The organism is Streptomyces roseoverticillatus (assembly GCF_000719265.1).
Taxonomy (GTDB): domain Bacteria; phylum Actinomycetota; class Actinomycetes; order Streptomycetales; family Streptomycetaceae; genus Streptomyces; species Streptomyces roseoverticillatus.
The window spans coordinates 1-18,115 of sequence record NZ_JOFL01000035.1; the positions used below are offsets into that span (position 1 = coordinate 1).

At 70.4% G+C, this 18,115-nt stretch carries 20 protein-coding genes; 8 read left to right on the forward strand and 12 right to left on the reverse strand.

Features of this window, described 5'->3' with window-relative positions; translation table 11 throughout:
- Positions 1-532, forward strand: a 532-nt coding sequence (locus IF61_RS0129520; RefSeq protein ID WP_043191347.1) for an endonuclease/exonuclease/phosphatase family protein, incomplete at its 5' end; no start/stop codon positions are given.
- A 353-nt stretch (positions 533-885) separates the two neighbouring features.
- On the opposite strand, the gene IF61_RS37290 is transcribed toward IF61_RS0129520, so the two are convergent.
- From IF61_RS37290 to IF61_RS0129540, 4 genes are all read right to left on the reverse strand, one after another.
- Positions 886-1,263, reverse strand: a complete 378-nt coding sequence (locus IF61_RS37290; protein ID WP_245684661.1) for a class I SAM-dependent methyltransferase — start codon at positions 1,261-1,263, stop codon at positions 886-888.
- Positions 1,264-1,430: 167 nt separating this feature from the next.
- A complete protein-coding gene (locus IF61_RS37295) occupies positions 1,431-2,102 on the reverse strand; it encodes a hypothetical protein (RefSeq protein WP_245684662.1) in 672 nt (223 codons plus the stop codon).
- Between the two features lie 440 nt (positions 2,103-2,542).
- Positions 2,543-3,877 (reverse strand): wax ester/triacylglycerol synthase family O-acyltransferase, encoded by a 1,335-nt coding sequence (locus tag IF61_RS0129530; protein WP_043191350.1) that lies wholly within the window; start codon positions 3,875-3,877, stop codon positions 2,543-2,545.
- 887 nt (positions 3,878-4,764) lie between these two features.
- Positions 4,765-5,118, reverse strand: coding sequence for a zinc ribbon domain-containing protein YjdM (locus IF61_RS0129540; protein WP_030369610.1), 354 nt, complete (start codon positions 5,116-5,118; stop codon positions 4,765-4,767).
- A gap of 321 nt (positions 5,119-5,439) precedes the next feature.
- Here IF61_RS0129540 and IF61_RS0129545 point away from each other — a divergent pair, with 321 nt between their 5' ends.
- From IF61_RS0129545 to IF61_RS0129565, 5 genes are all read left to right on the forward strand, one after another.
- The gene (locus tag IF61_RS0129545; RefSeq protein WP_030369611.1) at positions 5,440-5,781 is read left to right on the forward strand and encodes an ArsR/SmtB family transcription factor; all 342 of its coding nucleotides are present in this window, start codon (positions 5,440-5,442) and stop codon (positions 5,779-5,781) included.
- Between the two features lie 68 nt (positions 5,782-5,849).
- Positions 5,850-7,541, forward strand: a complete 1,692-nt coding sequence (locus IF61_RS0129550) for a SulP family inorganic anion transporter (protein ID WP_397945666.1) — start codon at positions 5,850-5,852, stop codon at positions 7,539-7,541.
- Positions 7,538-7,990 carry a pyridoxamine 5'-phosphate oxidase family protein gene (locus tag IF61_RS0129555; RefSeq protein ID WP_052393210.1) on the forward strand — a complete coding sequence of 151 codons (453 nt, stop codon included), beginning with the start codon at positions 7,538-7,540 and terminating at the stop codon, positions 7,988-7,990. The genes IF61_RS0129550 and IF61_RS0129555 overlap by 4 nt, the downstream gene beginning before the upstream one ends.
- The gene (locus IF61_RS0129560; protein ID WP_030369614.1) at positions 7,987-8,403 is read left to right on the forward strand and encodes an ATP-binding protein; all 417 of its coding nucleotides are present in this window, start codon (positions 7,987-7,989) and stop codon (positions 8,401-8,403) included. Before IF61_RS0129555 ends, IF61_RS0129560 begins: the two co-directional genes overlap by 4 nt.
- Before the next feature lie 21 nt (positions 8,404-8,424).
- Positions 8,425-8,841 (forward strand): STAS domain-containing protein, encoded by a 417-nt coding sequence (locus tag IF61_RS0129565; protein ID WP_030369615.1) that lies wholly within the window; start codon positions 8,425-8,427, stop codon positions 8,839-8,841.
- A gap of 65 nt (positions 8,842-8,906) precedes the next feature.
- Here the strand turns inward: IF61_RS0129565 and IF61_RS32890 are convergent, their stop codons facing one another.
- The 7 genes from IF61_RS32890 to IF61_RS0129600 form a co-directional block, all read right to left on the reverse strand.
- Positions 8,907-9,050, reverse strand: a complete 144-nt coding sequence (locus IF61_RS32890; RefSeq protein ID WP_245684669.1) for a DUF6126 family protein — start codon at positions 9,048-9,050, stop codon at positions 8,907-8,909.
- Positions 9,051-9,286: 236 nt separating this feature from the next.
- Positions 9,287-9,697 (reverse strand): ATP-binding protein, encoded by a 411-nt coding sequence (locus IF61_RS0129575; RefSeq protein WP_245684663.1) that lies wholly within the window; start codon positions 9,695-9,697, stop codon positions 9,287-9,289.
- 80 nt (positions 9,698-9,777) lie between these two features.
- Entirely contained in the window at positions 9,778-10,131 is a 354-nt protein-coding gene (locus IF61_RS0129580) for an ArsR/SmtB family transcription factor (RefSeq protein ID WP_030369617.1), read from the reverse strand.
- Entirely contained in the window at positions 10,131-10,301 is a 171-nt protein-coding gene (locus IF61_RS36430; protein WP_169748860.1) for a hypothetical protein, read from the reverse strand. The genes IF61_RS0129580 and IF61_RS36430 overlap by 1 nt, the downstream gene beginning before the upstream one ends.
- Before the next feature lie 330 nt (positions 10,302-10,631).
- Positions 10,632-11,675 (reverse strand): helix-turn-helix transcriptional regulator, encoded by a 1,044-nt coding sequence (locus IF61_RS37300; protein ID WP_245684664.1) that lies wholly within the window; start codon positions 11,673-11,675, stop codon positions 10,632-10,634.
- A 54-nt stretch (positions 11,676-11,729) separates the two neighbouring features.
- Positions 11,730-13,436: an amidohydrolase gene (locus IF61_RS0129595; RefSeq protein ID WP_030369619.1), complete on the reverse strand. Its 1,707-nt coding sequence runs from the start codon at positions 13,434-13,436 to the stop codon at positions 11,730-11,732.
- 470 nt (positions 13,437-13,906) lie between these two features.
- Positions 13,907-15,232 (reverse strand): glycoside hydrolase family protein, encoded by a 1,326-nt coding sequence (locus tag IF61_RS0129600; RefSeq protein WP_342668029.1) that lies wholly within the window; start codon positions 15,230-15,232, stop codon positions 13,907-13,909.
- A 556-nt stretch (positions 15,233-15,788) separates the two neighbouring features.
- On the opposite strand from IF61_RS0129600, the gene IF61_RS35590 reads away from it, so the two are divergent.
- On the forward strand, positions 15,789-16,055 hold the full coding sequence (locus tag IF61_RS35590; RefSeq protein WP_245684666.1) for a hypothetical protein: 267 nt from the start codon (positions 15,789-15,791) through the stop codon (positions 16,053-16,055).
- A gap of 129 nt (positions 16,056-16,184) precedes the next feature.
- Here IF61_RS35590 and IF61_RS0129610 read toward each other — a convergent pair whose 3' ends face one another.
- Entirely contained in the window at positions 16,185-17,480 is a 1,296-nt protein-coding gene (locus IF61_RS0129610) for a M20 metallopeptidase family protein (RefSeq protein WP_245684667.1), read from the reverse strand.
- Positions 17,481-17,720: 240 nt separating this feature from the next.
- Here IF61_RS0129610 and IF61_RS32895 point away from each other — a divergent pair, with 240 nt between their 5' ends.
- Entirely contained in the window at positions 17,721-18,068 is a 348-nt protein-coding gene (locus IF61_RS32895) for a class I SAM-dependent methyltransferase (protein ID WP_211264956.1), read from the forward strand.
- Positions 18,069-18,115: the final 47 nt, after the last annotated feature.

The window sequence follows — 18,115 nt, forward strand, 5'->3', positions numbered from 1 at the left end:
CCGTGCGCTGACCGACCGGACTGTCCACACGTTGCGGTATCCGCGCGTCCCAGCACCACGCCAGGATGGCCCCTGCTCGCTGCGCGACCCCGGGGAGTATCTCGTGCTCCTGGTCGACGGGCCGAGCCGGGAGGTCGCCACTGTGTCCTTCGAGGACGACCGAGGGAAGGGCGCGCTCGCCGTCGAGGTCGCCGGAACGCTCATCGTTGCCACCCACGTGAGCGGGGACCAGCGGCGCACGCGCCAGCTGGCTCGCCTGGCCGAACTGGCCGCCACTCCCCCGGGACACGCGGCAGTTCTTCTCGGTGACTTCAACACCGACCGTGCCACTGTGGCGTCGGCTCTGGGCACTGGCTTCGCCGTCGCGGATCTCCCGTCAGACGCCCTGCCGACACGGCCGCACCCATCAGGCTCGGCGTCACCGTGGATCGATCACGTGGTCGTACGAGGCGCTGGCGTCAGCAGCGCGGCGGTCGAGAGCGCGGACGGCCTCTCGGACCACAACCTCGTCCGGGCGACCATCACCATGTGAGCTTCCCACCCCGGCCCTCGGCAACGGGCTCCGGTGGAGACCCCAGGCTCCCGGCGCGGGACACTTGTTCCTGACCAGCCAGTCCGTGGGATGAGGCCACGGAATTCGGGAGCCCTGTCGTTGCCCCATTCCCCGTCCAGACACTGCGCCTTGGCCGTCATCCATGAACTTGCTCAGCAGCGCGGCGATCTCGGCCGCGCTGCCTGGTGACGAGGCCTCGAACGAAGTCGTGCTGTCGCGAGGTGGATTTTGAACGCGCAGGGGACGAGCCCTTCTGGCGTCGTCATGTGCCTGCCTCTGCGAAGAAGGCCTCACGCAACCGCTCCACACATGCTTCATCGAGCGGGCCGAGGTCATAAAGGCTGGAGACAGCAGCCCATACCTGCTCCACCGGACCACTGAGATCGATAGGGACCGAGGAACCGCTCATAGGCCTCGCCGCCAACGGCCCCGCCTCCCACCACGCATGCCGGAACTCCTCCGGGAGACAGCACTCGGGCGACCTCAGCTACGACTTGCTCGATCTCGCTCATCAGCATCAGCGCCATATGGGAAACGCAGGCGTCGAAGCTGTCGTCGGCGAAGGGGAGCTCCTGAGCTCGGCCCTCTTCCAGCCTCGCTTCGGACAGCATCGGTCGACGTCGTGCCAGCGCCAGAGAATGCGCAGACCGGTCCACCCCCGCGAGTTGTCTCCCGTCCTCCTGGGCCAGGAACTCAAGCAGTAGGCCCATCACCGCAGCCTAGATCCAGCACGCGCCTGCTTCCGGCTACCCGATCGCACAAGATCTCATAACTGGACCGGCCGTCATCGTTGGCCGGCGCATCCGTGGGCCGGGCCGCGCCGCCACGGTCGAGCGCCTGCACGCGCACCTGCCGGTAAGGGCCCCGGCCGATGGCGTCACCAGTCGATGTGTGCGGCGATCCAGTCGGCCAGGCCGTCCTCGTCGTCTGCGGAGGGCAGATCGGGAGCACAGGCGAGAGGGGTGCAGGACAGCTGCAAGTGGGTGAGGTAACCGTAGGGGCCGTTGTCGGCTGCCGGCCCGAGTACCAGAGCATGAGTGGGAGTGCGCCAGATACGCTGCGTCAGTGCGGGCCCGTTCACCACGGCCGAAGAGGACAAAACTGTTCGCTCAGGGGGCGCGCCGAGATGTTCGGTCACCGCCTGCGCGGCCTGTGCGAGTACGGCCTCACAATCCTGATCCGTGCATGGCCTGCGGCCGCTCCAGCCGGGCTGCTCCTGCCAGCGATCCATGAGGCCGTACAGCCATGATCCGTTGGTCATGCTTTCGTCGTGCGGATCGACGGGGTAGAGCTCCCCGAAGACCAGGAAAGTCCGCGCGTCAGGATCTCCGAACGGGCTGAAAACCTCGGAACACAACACATGCTGCTCCGCGGTGCGGAAGGACTCACAGACCAGGCTTTCCTCCCAGCACCACCCCCGCCGCTGCACTTCGGCATCGACCGCGTCGAAGTCGTCAGAGGCGGAAGGTGCGGCCGGCAGGCCCACAAGTTCAGCAACGGCCCCCACGGTCAACGGCCGGTGGGCAAGAGCATGTACAGGAAACAGCATGTGCAACACCCTAAAGGGCTGCGCTACCAGCACCCGAACCGAGTGCTCCGCTTTCAACAACGCCTCGCCCCGAGGACCGATGGGTCTATCCCCGTGCGCAGAGGGCGCATCGGCGCCGCGAACATCCACGGCATGACCAGAGCCGCCCCCGGGACACACTCAACTCCAAAGAAACAGACACCATCGCCTGCACCACACCAAAATCCTGGACGGGATCCTTCCTCACGGGCGCGGAGAGCAGCCGGCAATGAAGCCGGAAGCGGTGACGCCCCAAGGTTCATCCGCTCGGGCACGGGAGCAGCCTCTGGTGATCATGCTGAGCGATCCAGCTCATTCGACGGCAAAGGCGTACGGAGCCCGCCGCAGGGGACCGGCCCCTTGCTGAGCCGGCCGCCCCGGTCGAGGGCTGGGGCGGCCGGGCGTCGACAAGCGGGAAAGGCTCAGGTCTCGCAGACTGCGGCCAGTTCGGCGGCCTCCTCCGCGATCGACCGGGCGAGTACGTCCAGGTCGGGGACCGCGACGGCGTCGGCGAGCAGGCCGTAGCAGACACGGTCCTCGTACGTGGTGATGCCCACGGCAAGGGACTGCCCGGGCGCGAGCGGGGCGAGGGGGTAGGCCTCACGGACGGGACTACCCGCAAGCTTCAGGCCATCGGCACCACGCAGCGGCACGCTGGAGATGAGCAGGTCGTAGAAGAGCCGGCCCGAGCGGGCGATCAGGCCGCCGCCGAAGCGGTGGCCAAGGGGCGGGATGGCATCGGCGAGCAGCGCCGCGGCGCCCGGTCCGCTGGCGGGGCCGGCCTGCTTGTTGCGCTCCATGGCCTCGTGCACCGCGCGCAGACGGGCAAGGGGCTCGGCCTCGTCGACGGGGAGGCGCGTCAGGTAACCGGAGAGCCGGTTGCCCGAGGCGCTCGCGTCGCCCGGGTCACGCAGCGACACGGGGACGAGTGCACGGGGCTGTACGCCGTCACTGCCGTCGCCACGCTTGTCGAGCCATCGCCGCAGACCACCCGCGACCACCGCGAGGAGGATGTCGTTGACGGTGCCGCTCGTGGCCTGGCGGATACGGTTCACCTCACGCAGGCCGACGACCGCACCATCGGCACGGCGAGCGCCGGTGGCGCGAGAGATCAGGGCGGGCGAGGAGCGCACGCCCCAGGCGGCGCGGGCCATCGCGGAACTGATCGACACGGCCCGCCCGGCATCAGTGACGACACCGCGCACCAGACCGGGCAACTTACGAGGATCAGGCAGGCGCAGAGCGGAGTCTGTCTCACGCCGCCGGGGTGCACCGGAGGGGGCGGGTGCTGCGTCGACGGCTGCGGGGTCCAGGAGCGACAGGACGTACGCCGCCGCACGCATGCCGTCCGCGTGAGCGTGATGGAAGGTGAACAGGACAGCGAAGGATGTACCCTCCGCGCCGGGCAGCACATGCGCCGCCCATGGCGGCCGCCCCCGCTCCAACGGCTCCTGCATCAAAGCCCCGGCGGCTGCATGGAAGTCCCGTACAGGCTCGGTGAGATGGACATGGTCCAGCGGATCGTAGTCAGGGGCGACGTGGCGGGCAGCGGAGCCGAGGGGGAACAAGACGGGGCGGATACGGGTGTTCAGGCCCGGTATACGAGCGGCGCGGGCCACGAGCAGCCCGGCAGCGCGCTCGGCGGCGTCCGGGGTGTCGGCGTCGAAAACGAAGAGCCCGCCCATGTGCAAGGGATGCCCGGAAGACTCGATGTTCCAGAAAGCAAGGTCAAGCGGAGTAAGCAGTTCAGGAGCCACTTCACAAGTCACGGGGTCTCCGAGGTCACAGGGGAAGGGGTGCGCTCGCGCGTCGGGTGGGCCAGGGGCCGGGGACTGCGCTGCTGAACGTAAGCGAACTGAAGTCAACCGCCGACGGCCAACTACAGTCAAGGGCGACCACATCACACTACGTTAAGAACGTGCACACACCCGGTGTTTTTCAGCCCCTCACGCATCCCTGCCTGCGCTCACATCAGCGTCACCGCACCCCGAACACCGCCGGCACTCGATGCGCCGGCAGCCGCGGGGCCCCTACGGCGCCTCCTCGCCCTCGGCGCCGGGGAACGGACTTGTCTGGCGAGATCGAGTCCCTGCGCCAAGTCGCGACGCAGATACTTCAGCTCGGATCCGCGGACTCACCGCCCTCTCGCCCGCAATGACCGGCCCGTAGCAGCACGTTGAGATCGGAGGCCTCGTCCAGCATGGACATTCACGGCAGTTGCAGCACACAGTTCAGCGCGGTACGGGAGGCGTTCGCCGACTCCCTGCGCAGCGGAAGGGAGGTCGGCGCTTCGGTGGCGGTCTACCTCGACGGGGAGCCCGTCGTCGACCTGTGGCGGTTGCACGCGGGCTGTTGCGTGCAGGACTTGAACAGGCCCTCGAAGCCCTGCCGGGCGCTGCTCCAGGTCAGCGCCGATCCCGTCTTGGAGGGCGGCAGGATGCCGTCGATGCCGACTGACCGGATTCCCTGGGGTGTTGGCACATACAGATGAGCGCCAGGTGAGTGCCGTAGGAGATGCCGAACACGTTCCACTGGTCGATGCCCAGCGTCACCCGCAGGTCCGCGTAGTCTGCGGCGCTTTCGGTGTCGTTGTAGGCGCCGGTCGAGGCCGGGCGCGATGGCGGCCCGGCCGTCGGAAATCCGGTCAGGCCTTTCTGACCACACTGGACTTGAGCTGCATGGCACCGAAGCCGTCGATCTTGCAGTCGATGTCGTGGCCGTCCGTGCCGTCCACGAGACGGATGTTGCGCACCTTCGTACCCGCCTTGATCCCGGTCGGGCTGCCCTTGACCTTCAGGCTCTTGACCACCGTGACCGTGTCACCGTCGGCGAGTACGTTGCCGACCGAGTCCCTGATCACGCCGTCTTCGGTGGTGCTCATGGGTTCCGCGGTCGGGAGTGACCACTCGTGCCCGCATTCCGGGCAGATCAGGAGCGCGCCCATCTCATAGGTGTATGCGCTGGAGCATTCGGGGCACGGGGGCAAGGTCTCGTTCACCGAGGGAGTGTATTTCACACCTGGAGGTGGTCGTCGAGCAAGCGCGTGTGGCGTGGACGGCAGCGGCCACGGGCGGCTCGCTCGCCTCCGCCACGGGACACCTGGTGATCCGAGCCCGGAGATTCTGTCCTGATCGGGATCAGGGCGTTGCCGCACTCGCGGTGAGGCTTCGCGACGCAGGCTGTCGACGTACTGACGAATTGCAAAATTTTGCAATTCAATACATGCTGTCTTCGCTGTGTCCGTAGGTAGCCGCGGGCACAGCAACCACGTCATGCCCCTGCGCCGAGGGGGCGGCAAGGCGAGAGGCTGAGGGTTTTCGTGCCGGTTCCCCTGTACCAGGCCAAGGCCGAGTTCTTCCGCATGCTCGGACACCCGGTCCGCATCCGTGTCCTGGAACTGCTCCAGGACGGCCCGATGCCGGTGCGTGATCTGCTGGCAGCGATCGAGGTCGAGCCCTCGGGTCTGTCGCAGCAGCTGGCGGTGCTGCGCCGCTCGGGCATCGTCACCTCCACCCGCACCGGATCCACCGTCGTCTACGAGCTGGCCGGCGGCGACGTTGCCGAGCTGATGCGTGCGGCCCGCCGCATCCTGACCGAGATGCTCGCCGGGCAGCACGGGCTGCTCGAGGAGCTGCGCGACGCCGAGGCCGGCGCGAAGTGAGTACTGCGCCTGCCCGGGTGTGGACCCGGGTGCGTTCCCTGCTGCCCGCGCGTGCCGATCTGAGGGCGATGGGTCGCGCCCCTCGCCGTGACCTGCTTGCGGGCCTGACGGTGGCGATCGTGGCGCTGCCACTGGCTTTGGGGTTCGGGGTCTCCTCGGGGCTCGGGGCCGAGGCAGGGCTGGCCACGGCGGTGGTGGCCGGTGCGTTCGCCGCGGTTTTCGGTGGGTCGAATCTTCAGGTGTCGGGGCCGACCGGGGCGATGACCGTCGTCCTGGTGCCGATCGTTGCCCAGCACGGGCCCGGCGGCGTCCTTACCGTGGGTCTGCTCGCGGGGCTGATGCTGGTCGCCCTTGCCCTGGCCCGTGCCGGGCGGTACATGAGGTACGTCCCCGCCCCGGTGGTCGAGGGGTTCACCCTCGGTATCGCGTGCGTGATCGGTTTGCAGCAGGTGCCGAACGCGCTGGGGGTGGCCAAGCCGGAGGGCGACAAGGTTCTGGCTGTGACCTGGCGCGCGGTCGAGGCCTTCGTGCGCGCCCCGAACTGGACCGCTGTCGCGCTCGCGGGTGCGGTAGCTGCGGTCATGCTGGCCGGGGCCCGGTGGCGGCCGGCGATCCCCTTCTCGATCGTCGCGGTGATCGGGGCGACCATCGTGGCCCGGCTCTGCCACCTGGATGCTGCCCGTCCGATCGGGGACCTGCCCGCCGGGCTGCCCGCCCCCTCCCTGGCCTTCCTCGACCTCGGCGCGCTGGGTTCCCTGCTGGCGCCGGCGGTGGCAGTGGCGGCCCTGGCCGCGCTGGAGTCGCTGCTGTCGGCGTCCGTGGCGGATGGCATGACGGTGGGACAGAAGCACGATCCGGACCGGGAGCTGTTCGGGCAGGGGCTGGCCAACCTGGCCGCGCCGCTGTTCGGCGGCGTCCCGGCCACCGGCGCGATAGCCAGGACCGCCGTCAACGTCCGCACCGGCGCGCGCTCACGGCTGGCCGCACTCGTCCACGCCGCGGTGCTGGCGGTCATCGTCTTCGCCGCCGCCCCGCTCGTCTCCCGCATCCCGCTCGCCGCGCTCGCCGGGGTGCTGATCGCGACCGCGATCCGCATGGTCGAAGTCGGCAGCCTGCGGGCGATGGCCCGCGCTACCCGCTCCGACGCCTTCGTCCTGGTCCTGACCGCAGCTGCCACCCTGGCCCTGGACCTGGTCTACGCGGTCATCACCGGCCTGGCCGTGGCGGGCGCGCTGGCGCTGCGGGCGGTGGCCAAGCAGGCCCGCCTGGACCAGGTACCCCTGAAGGGGGACTTGCCCGGGGACCACAGCGCCGAGGAGCATGCGCTGCTGGCCGAGCACATCGTGGCGTACCGGATCGACGGACCCTTGTTCTTCGCCGCCGCCCACCGCTTCCTGCTGGAGCTGTCGGAGGTCGCCGACGTGCGCGTGGTGATCCTGCGCATGTCGCGGGTGAGCACCATGGACGCCACCGGCGCCCTCGTCCTGAAGGACGCGGTGGCCAAGCTGAAGCGGCGCGGCATCACCGTCCTGGCCTCCGGAATCCGTCCCGGCCAGCGCCACGTCCTGCAGTCCACCGGCGCCCTCGGCCTGCTGAGGCCCACCGACTGCGACTACGCCACCACGCCCGAAGCCATCGCCGCGGCCCGCGCCCACCTGCACCACACCGGCGTTCTGCCCCTTCCCGCCCAGCCCGCCCCGCCACCACCTGCACCTGTCCCTGTCCCTGTCCCTGTGATCAGCGAGGAGCCATCGCGATGACCACCTCCCCCGCGCTCCGACGCGTGATCGACGTCTCCGGCGAGGAAGCCTGGTATCTGCTCGGCGGCGCCTCCCAAGGCCGGATGATGTACGAGCAGCGCGACACGATCGCGGTACGGCCCGCCTCCCACCTCCTGGAATACGGGCGCCTGATCGTCCGCGCCCCGGCCTCCGGCGCCGTGCTCTCCGCGCGTGTCAGCGTCACCTACCACTGCGACTACATCCACCCCAACACCGGCACCGGCTGGGCCGTGACCGCCTCCGGCCCGGCCGAGGCCATCACCAACCCCGACGAAGCCGCCCACTACCGGCGCGCCCTCCCCGGCTGGGCCCACGGCCCCCACGACACCCTGCTGCGCATCCACCCGCAGACGGTCAACGGCTACCGCTTCACCCACGCCACCACCGGGGCGTCCGAGAGTGCCAAGGGCAGGCCCTCGGCCTCATGAAACCGCCCATCCCCCTGCCGTACGGAAGTGTGCTCGTCTGCCCCGCCGTGCCGGCCTCGGTGTCCCTGGCCCGCCGCACCGCCCAGATGACCTTCACCTCCTGGGGCATCAGGCCCGGCCACCCGGTCCTCGATGCGGCGCTGCTCATCCTGAGCGAGCTGGTCACCAACAGCGTCCGGCACGCCGTGGCCCTCTCGCCCCAGGTGACCGTCACCTACGCCGGCGGCCCGGACACACTCGCCTTCGCCGTCCATGACCGCCACCCCCACCAGCCCGCCCTGCACGCCGCGGCCGCCGGTAGCGGCGGCCTGGCCATGATCATGGAACTCACTCTCGGCCTGGGCGGCACCGCGATCATCCGGAGCGATGCGGACGGCCGGGGCAAGAGCATCTGGATCACCCTCCCCCTGTAGAAGAACGAGGCAGCAACAACGATGACCATCGAGTGGCGCTACACCATCCAGCAGGACCTCGGCATCCTCTCTCTGGCGGGATTCCTCGGCGCGGACACCGTGGACCGCTTCACCGGCGCCGTCGGATGGGTCCTGGCGCGCGGTGCCGGACCGGTCATCCTGGACCTGACCGCGCTCCGCGGCTGGTCCGTGGGCGGCCAGATGGCCGTCGCCCGGGCCGCCCGCCGGCTCGCGGCCGAGGGGCGCCGGCTGGAGCTCGCCGCGATCCCCGCGGACGGCTCTCTCGTCCCCGACGCCGCCCATCCGCCGATCCCCGTCCACTGCGACCTGCCCACCGCCCTCGCGGCCCTCGCCGCCCACCGGGGAGAGGCCGCAGAACAGCGGGAGTGGTGTTCCGATGAGTGGCCCGGCGCCCGGAACACCGCTGGCAAGGCCTGAAGCAACAGTCACAGGGGCGAAGAAGGCAAGTCCTGGACGGCCGAGCCACCGGCGTTCACGGCACGCTATTGGTCCGCGTGGCCACCGATATAGAAGAGCAGCCAGATGAAGCCGGCGAAGAGGTGGGTGACGAAGACATAGACGAGCACCCGCAGCGCGACCTGCCGCTCCGCCCACTTCTCACTCTTCGCACCGGTATCAGACGGCACGGGCCTGCCAGGCGCGTCATCAACCATGACGGGGCTCCCTTCCTCCAGGATCAGCAGCATCCGATGCGGCGCCTGAGCACTCTCGCGGTGGAGCGGGGACAGCGACGCCGGGGCGTATCCGTACGCGCACCCCGGTCTGCACGGCCGACGCGGCGAGGGCACGTGTCTCCTACGCGTTGGCCGTGTGCGTGGGCCGCCTGCCGTCAGCGTGCAGGTGCAGGTGCAGGTGCATGCTCTCAAAACGCACAGGCCCTGGAGCGCCCTCCGTGAGAGCCCGCATCGTCAGGGAGCAGGAACCTCACCAACACCACCTTGCCGCAACCGTGCACCGCCGGCTCCACACCGACCGCTCCACCGTAGACGGCAGCCATGTCAGCGACAGTCCGCAAACCCTCACCGGCCCCTGCCGGCGACAGATCGGGCAGGCACGGATCCTGATCCGCGACACCGATCACGAGCTGACCCGCTCCCATCGCCACCGTCACGTCCGCCGTCGGCGATCGGTCGGCGGCATGACGGACAGCATTGGCGACCAGCTCACTGACCACCAGCAGCACGGCCCCGGCGAAGGCCGAGTCCGGGCGAATCCCGTACTCCGAAAGCGCCACCGTCGTATCGCACCGCACCTGCCGCACAGCCTCCGGCACCAGCGGCACTGTCAGGATCCGGCGCCGGACCGGCGAAGACGCCGGCTCACACACAGCCGCAACGCGCCTGTAACGCCGCCTCACCGCGCCACCTCGGCCGACTCTGCCTCGCGCAGCTCCTCCAGGAGCTCGTGCTGCCCGGCGAGCATCTGGGTGAGGATGCGGCGGGCCGCACGCATCAGCTCGGCAACGTCCCCGCCGGCCAGCTCGTAGACGACCGTGGAACCGGTGCGAGTGGAGGTGACGATGCCCGAGCGCCGCAGCACCGACAGCTGCTGCGACAGACTGGACGGCTCGATCTCGATCGCCGCCAGAAGATCACGCACCGGTGTGGGCCCGTCCTGGAGCAGCTCCAGCACCCGGATGCGCACCGGATGTCCCAGCATCCGGAAGAACTCGGCCTTCGCCTGATACAGCGGAACCCCAGCACCCATCACTCCCCGCCCTCCACATCCACATCATGCTCACGCGCCACACGCAACGCGTCCTCCAGCTCATCCGACGCCCCCACCACCGCGTACACGTCCCCCGCCTCCTCCGCGGCAGCAAGAGCTGCCCGCGCCCGGTGCACTCGCGCCTGCGCCGCCTCGACGAACCCGCCCACCCCGGACCTCCACGCCCGACCTGCCTTAAGCACTACGGCAAGTAATGAATTGAAGAATTCTTCAAGTCTACGCCCGAACCACACCCGAATACAGAGCAGCGCCCCTGCTGGAGGCACCAGGGGGCCCGTGCGCTCGTCACTGATCGGTCTCACTCTGGCTTCGCCGGCTCGGCGAACCACGCATGCGCCTTTGCCGCACGCTGCTCCGACGACCGGCTCCTCGGACCAGGAAGGACGGACTCCGCCGCACCGATCAGTAGATGTGCAGGTTGACGCCGCAGAGGCCGAGTCCTGCCTCCGCGGCCTGACGCCATTGGCGCAGGGGGCCGGTCAGGGCGCCGGTTCCAGGCCCCAGGCGACGGCTCGGCCTGCGGCGGCCACGCGGTTGGGGACGTCGAGTTTGGCGAGGATGTGCTCGATGTGGGTGGCGACGGTGCGCGGGCTGACGTAGAGGCGGTCGGCGATCTCGCGGTTGGTCCGGCCCTGGGTGAGTTCGGCCAGCACCTCCAGCTCGCGCGGGGAGAGTGCAGCGGGGCGGGCGACCGCACGGCATACGACGACCGTGCGGTCCCCTCGGCGGGTCAGGTGGAGTTCGAGCATCCGCTGCCGGTACGGCATCAGGACCGTGGCCGGCAGCGTCCGCCGTGCGGCCGAGCGCCGCAGCAGGGCCACGAGCGGGGAGCCGGGCTCGGTGAGGCCGGGCAGTGGCTCCCCGCTCACGGTCACCGGGACCGCGTCGTCGGCCTCGTCGGTGCCCGGCAGGAGCACGGCGCAGACGTGGCCGGCGCCGCCGGGACCCGGGGAGCGGTGCCCGGCGAGCGGGTCGGCGACGGCCGCGAGGCACTCGCCCAGCAGGGTCATCACGGCCCGGACGGCCGGCTGGTCGCATCGTGCCCGTGTCGTACTGAGGTTGAGGATGCCCACGTACCGGCCGTCCGCGGAGAACAGGCACTGGGCCACGCCGTCCTGGACGCCCAGGGGTTCGAGGACCTCCTGGAACCCGGTGGAAGCCCCCCGCACCGGGGCGGGCACGTCGTGCCACCAGCTCGTGGTGCCCGGTGCGTGCCGGATGAGAGCGAAGGCCGGGTCGTCGTGCAGGCGGGTCTCGATGTACCGGGTGGTGCCCGCCGGGTAGCTGCCGGCCAGCGTGACGTGGCGGCGGAGCAACGGGTCCCACCGGGACAGCGACGCGTGGTCGTGGTCGATCACCGCGGACAGCGCCGTCAGGACGGCGTCGGCGCCGCCCTTCCCCCGCGCGGCGTGGCGCGCGGCCTCGCGTACGTCCAAGGCGGCGCTCAGGACGTCCGTCGTGCTGGGCCGCGCATCCCTCGTGCTCGGCTGCGCTGCTGTCATGGGCGTCGGCTCGGCTTTCATCCACTCAGAATGATCATCCGGTGTCAGGTCGTCAAACAGGCATCAAAATGACCATTAAACGCCGAGTTCGTCGTGCACGACGTCGCCGCCGACGGCGGTGAACACCACGGGCATGGCAGGGATGTCGTGCGGGTCGGCGGTCAGCAGGTCGCCCGCGAGCACGCACAGGTCGGCGGCCTTGCCCACTTCCAGGGTGCCCTTCCAGTCCTCGGCGAAGTCCTGCCAGGCCGCGTCGGAGGTGTACGTACGGAGGGCCTCGGCGAGCCGGATGCGCTGGTCGGGGCCGCTGACGCGGCCGCTGGCCTTGGACTCGCGGAGCATCATCGTGGAGACGCCCTGCCGCCAGTCGGGGAGGGTGACGGGGGCGTCGGAGCCGCTGGTGACGATCACTCCGGCGTCGATCGCGTCCCGGTAGGGCCATTCGTACGCCGCCCGCTGCGGGCCGACGAACTCTTCCTCGAGGTCGGCGACGGTCCATTTGATGGTGGGGTTCATGTTGACGCCGAAGCCGTGCCGCGCGAGCGTCCGCATGCTGCGGGCGGTGAGGAAGTCGCCGTGGATGACGTAGTGCCGGGCGTCGGGCCGGGGCTGCGCGGCGGAGGCCGCGGCGAAGGCGTCGGCGACGGTGTCGATGGCCCGGTCGCCGGTGACGTGGACACCGGCCTGGTACCCGGCGGCGTGGGTGTACCGGACCATCTCCGTGATCTGGGCGGCGCGCTCGTCGTCGGTGTCCCCGCCGACGCACAGCGAGCCGCAGCCGCCGCCGACGTACGGCTCGTGCATCCAGGCCGTCTTGTTGACCGGAATGCCGTCGGCGAACAGTTTGACGCCGAGGACGGCGAGGCGGCGGGGGTCGGTGGACGGCGGCTCGTCCATGGCCGCCAGCGTCCGTACGAACTCGTCGGCCGTGCCGGTCATCCCCGTCGGCAGCAGGAGTACGCCGACCCGCGCGGTCAGTTCGCCGTCGGCGAGCAGACGCCGGTAGACGTCGAGGGTGCTGTGGGCCATGGCGCCGCGCATCAGGGCGTCGCCGCCCGGGCCGAGACCGGGCTCGGTGTAACTGGTGATGCCGAGCCGGGCCAGGGTGCGCAGGGTGGCCCGGATCGCGTCGGCGCGCACCTCCTGGGAGAGGGCGGGCAATTCCCGGTGGACCAGGTCCTGGGCGCCCTCCTGGAGGAGGCCGGTGGGCTCGCCCGCCTCGTCGGTGACGATGACGCCTCCGGGCGGAACGGGGGTGTCACGGTCCACTCCGGCCCACGAGAGCGCCATGGAGTTGACCCACGTGGCGTGTCCGGTGGCGGAGTACAGCAGGACGGGGTGGTGCGGGCTGACGGCGTCCAGGTCCTGCCGGGAGGGCAGCCGGGAGGGGTCGGCGACGCACTCGGCGAGGTAGCCCGCGTCCCACCCGTGACCGGTGATCCACTCCCCCGCAGGGGTCGTCGCGGCGGCCTTCCGTACGGCCTCGGCGACGTCGGCCAGCGACTGTACGGCGGGGTGGGAGACGTCGACGGACAGCGGGGGCCTGGTCAGCCCGAAGGCGCAGCCGTGCAGGTGCGTGTCGTTGATGCCGGGCAGGAGCGTCCCGCCTTCGAGGTCGACGATCCGGGTGGCGGAGCCGGCGTGTGCCATGACCTCGTCCTGATCGCCGACCGCGCTGACGAGGCCGTCGGTGACTGCGAGGGCGGAGGCGACGGTGAAGCGGGAGTCGACGGTGAGGACCGAACCGTTGACGAAGACGAGATCTGCCGGAGTGCCGGGCACAGTGATGTCCTATCTGCCAGGGGTGGTGACTGGGGGCTCCCGCGAACCCGTGACGGCCGGCGGGGAAGCTGACAGCACTGTGCATGCGGGGGGTGTGGGCGCACATCGGTCATCCAACCGATGCTCGGGGGCCGGGCCCGGCCGAGCGCGGTGCGTGCGGCCAGCAACATCAGCCCGAAGAGGAGCAGCAGGATCAGGTAGTCACCCACGCGCCGGCCCGCCGGGGCGAACCGTACCGGTCCCGGTGTGCCGCCCGTCAGCCGGCGAAGAGCGGCCGCTACTGCGTTTGCGGCGCGAACAAAGACGTGATCATTGTCGGCAGCGGAGTTCCGCGGACTCCTCGTCGCCAGGGATGACCTGCCGCTACGTCGTTGTGTGTACAGCCCCCGGCAAGGCGTGGCCGTCGCCGGCCCGGCTTGAACGCCTGGTCCCCAGCCCGGACCGGCCCCGTACCGTCGCCGCGCAGCGGTTCAGCGTGCCAGCCAGCGCACTTCGTACGGGGCGAGGGACAGTGCCTTCCCGTCCACCCGGGCCGCCACCGGTCGGCGCTCGGTATTGACGACGAGGACGGCTGCGTCGTCGGCGAGGACCTGGATCTTCGCGCCCGGCTCCGCCGTGGCGTCCACCGGCCGGAAGGCGCTGCCTGGCGGGAACTCGTGGGCGAACCGGTTCAGCAGCCGGGCCATGGGCAGTCCTTGGCCGCCGTCGGGCAGATGGGTGCTCCTCCACAGACAGCCGGGGCAGTCGTCCCCGGTTCGCTGGGGATTCCAGTAGAAGGCGGCCGAGGCGCCACTCGCGGCCAGATGCATCATCGCGGTGGCGTGCACGGCGGTGCGGTGATGCTCGTTCCAGCCGTCCCTGCCGCCCGGCCGGTCGTCTTCGGCGGGCGGCTCGACGTACCACTCGGCCCACCAGACGGGAAGCCCGGTGATGTTCCTCAGCCAGCGGGTGAGGGCGGCGAACTTCTCGGTGGCGGCGAACTCGTCAGGGATCGTCTCGTGCCCCTCGCGGGTATAGCTGGAGCCGTCGACGACGACGAAGTCGGCGCCTGCCTTGTGCGCGTTCCAGTAGTGGATGACGTCGGCGGAGCGCTGGTCGAGTTCGCCCCAGGGGCCGCGGAGTTCGGGCGAGCGGTCTTCCGGGTCGTCGGCGGGCGCGTCGTGGTCGGCCACCACGTAGGGGCCTCCGACCAGGTTGTCCGGGTTCTGCTTCTTCAGCTCCGCGTAGACGAGGTTGTACAGCTGGGTGTACCCCTCGTAGTTCCACCGGCGCTTGTCCTCGTCGTAGAAGCCCTTCAGCTCGTTCCACACGAGGAAGTGCCTGATGTCCGGGTAGCGGCGGGCGATCGCGCCCGCGAGCCGGGCGAAGTCCTTGTAGTGCCGGCGGTCGGGAGCGGCCTCCAGCCTGGACCAGTCGGTACGCCCTCGCCGTCCGCCCTTCATCCAGTCGGGGGCGCCGCACAGGGTGAGGACGGGGGTGGCGCCGGTGGCCCGCATCAGGGCGACGCGCTCGTCGAGGGCCTGGAAGTCGTACCGCCCGGGCGCCGGTTCGGGGTTCTCCGCGCCCCACCCCATGATGTGCTGGTTCTGCGGCAAGGGCCGCGCGGAGAGCAGGGCACCGGCCTTGCGTGTGGCTTCCGGTGTGCCGTGTTCCGCGCTGTACTGCGTGTGGGTGAAGCCCCAGCCCGGCCGGGCGCCCGCCTGACGGCGGGTGCTCTTCGGCGACGCGCCGCCGCCCGGGCTGCCCGAGGCCATGGCCAGCGGCAGGGCGGCGGCCAGGGCCACCGCACCGCACACACCGAGCAAGGAAGTGGTCCGCCATCGCCCTGTACCGGACGCCGCCGAATGTTCCGCACCATGTCGCCCCACGACATCCAATAATAGGCGCATAGTTGGGATTTCGTCCCGCTTGGTGCGCTTGGTCTTGGAGATCCGACGCGCGACGGCGATGCAGCGGGCGGTCCGCGTTTTTCGGTCGACTCCGTACGCGTGGAGTTGAGGCGCCATGGACACAGGCGGACACTCACGGAGACCAGTGGACGTCACGGGTCTCCCGGGTTCCTGGTCAGGGGTGGCCGGTACGGATTCGTTGATCGTTCCGGCGCGGGACCGTTACGCGACACTTGCCCGTATGCCGAGCTTTCAGCAAAGGAAAGCCGTAGGGGATGCGCACGAGGCCCATGTCGCACATGAGCTGGCCGAACGCGGGTGGGACGTCTCGCCGTGGGGACAGGCGGTACTGAGCCAGGCAATACGCTCGGCCCTGCGCCGTACCGACAGCTACCTGCGATGGACGCCGGATCTGGCGGCTGCCCGGGACCGGCGCGTCGTCCTGATCGACTGCAAGTCCCGGATGACCAGTAGCACGTCACACCGCCACGCGGTGGAACGGTCCGCCGTCATGGCCCACCTCCATCTGACGGCATGGACGCAGCTCCCGGTCGCGTACGTCTTCGACGACCTCGGCGTGCTCACTCCCGTGGACATCCTGCTGTCCGGACGCACCGGTCCCCTCACCACCGAGGGATCCGGGTCCGCCTACTTCCTCGTTCCCGTCGCACGGTCCCTCGCCTTCGACAAGGTATTCGGAACAGTCACCCGCGCCGCAGAGCGGCTGTAGGGTCGCCGCACAGCTTCGCGACGGGCTCGGTGATGGGCCTGCCGGCAGTTCGGAACGACATGCTCAGCCAGCGGGCAAGTGGGCGGCGTCGTAAGGATCCTCGGCGTGGGCCGTACCTGCTGCCGGTGCTCAGCCGCTCTCGTCCGTGCGGGCCGCACCAATAGCCGCGCCGCACTCGCCCTCTTCGCCCTCGCTTCCGCCGCCGCGCAGGAAGTCCTCGGCGACCGCGCAGTGCAGGGCGACACCCGCGGCCAGTGCCCGCTCGTCGTAGAGCACACGGTCGGAGTGGTTGTCCGGGACCGTCCCCGGCACGCTGCCGGGCGGGCAGGCGCCCAGGAACACCATCGCGTCGGGCACGCGCTGCAGGACGTACGAGAAGTCCTCGCCGCCCATCGTGGGGTGGGGAAGCTCGTGCACGTGGGAGGGGCCGAGGGCGGCAGCCGCCGCGCGGCGCACCAAGGCAGTGAACGCGGGGTCGTTCCGCACCGTGGGGTAGCCCTCAGGGAGTTCGAGGTCGACGGTCATGCCATGGGCGGCTGCCACGCCTTCGGCGACGCGCGCGATGCCCTCGCGCACCTTGCGGCGGGTCGCCTCGGAGAGCGTGCGGTACGTGCCGGTCAGCTCCGCGGTCTCCGGGATGATGTTGAACGCTCTTCCTGCCCGGATCGTGGTGATCGTCAGCACCGCGGGCTCGAAGATGCCGACGGTCCGGGTGATCATGGTCTGCAGGGCCTGGACGATCTCGCAGGCGACCGGGACGGGGTCGAGCACCCGGTGCGGGCCGGCCGCGTGCCCGCTCCGGCCCCTGACGGTGATCCGCACCACGTCGGCGGCGGCGTACTGCGTGCCCGGCCGGACGTGGACGGTGCACGTCTCGTTGCGGGCGTTGATGTGCAGGGCGAACGCGGCATCGACCGCCGTGCCGTCGGCCAGGGTGAGCAGCCCCTCCTCGATCATGGGCAGGGCCCCGCCGGCGGTCTCCTCGGCGGGCTGGAACATGAAGACCACCCGCCCCGCCAGCCGGTCCCTGCGGGTGCTGAGCAGCCGCGCGGCGCCCACGAGCATGGCGGCATGCGCGTCGTGCCCGCAGGCGTGCATGACGCCGGGCACCTCGGAGGCGAAGTCGAGGCCGGTGTTCTCCTGCTGCGGCAGGGCGTCCATGTCCGCGCGCAACAGCAGGGTCCGCCCGGGCCGTCCGCTGTCGAGCACGGCCACGACCGAGCTCAGCGTCCTGCCGAGCGTCACCGTCAGGCCCAGTCCGTCGAGGGCCTCCACAACCGCCCGCTGGGTACGGGGCAGGTACGTGCCCACTTCCGGAAGGCGGTGGATGCGGCGCCGCAACGCCACGACATCGGGCAGCAGGCTCCACGCCTCGGTCAGGAGGCCGGATTCCGGTCCGGCAGATGCGGTTCCGTCGATCAGCACGCGCGCCTCCACGACAAGCGGGTCGTCTCCGTCAGGATGTGGCAGTGCGGCAGCGGTCGCCGACGCTATGAGACCACACCTGGGCATTCACCGACAGAACGTCTCCGTGCCGGACCCGCCGGGGCGGGCCTGCCTTCCGCCCCTCGGGTGACGCCGGCACGAGTGATCTTCATCGCGGTGTCCAGCACGATCCCGGCAATAGAGTGCCGCGTCGTGGACAGGGCAGACAGGGCGAACAGGGTGAACAGAGACGACCGTCTGCCACGCCTGAGCGCACAGCGGCTCCGCTTCGACCTGATTCTGCTGACCGCGGTCTGGATGCACCTGGACGAACGGCAGCGCTCTGCGGCCATGGTTCGCCTGACCGGCCTCCTCGCAGCCGGAGGCCGAGTGATCCTCTCCCTGCGCCACGGCCCGGTCCCGGCGGGCCGTCGCATGTTCCCCGTCACCGCGCAGGAGACCGTGGAACTCGCCCGGCGATCCGGGCTGCACGTCATTCACCACGCCCGGCGCGAGGACCCGCACGGACGCCCGGGGGTGGCCTGGACCTATCTCGGCCTGCAGCTCCGCGCGGGCAGCGGCAGGTGACATGCGCGAACTGCCGGGCCTCATCGCGGAGCAGTGAACAACGCCGA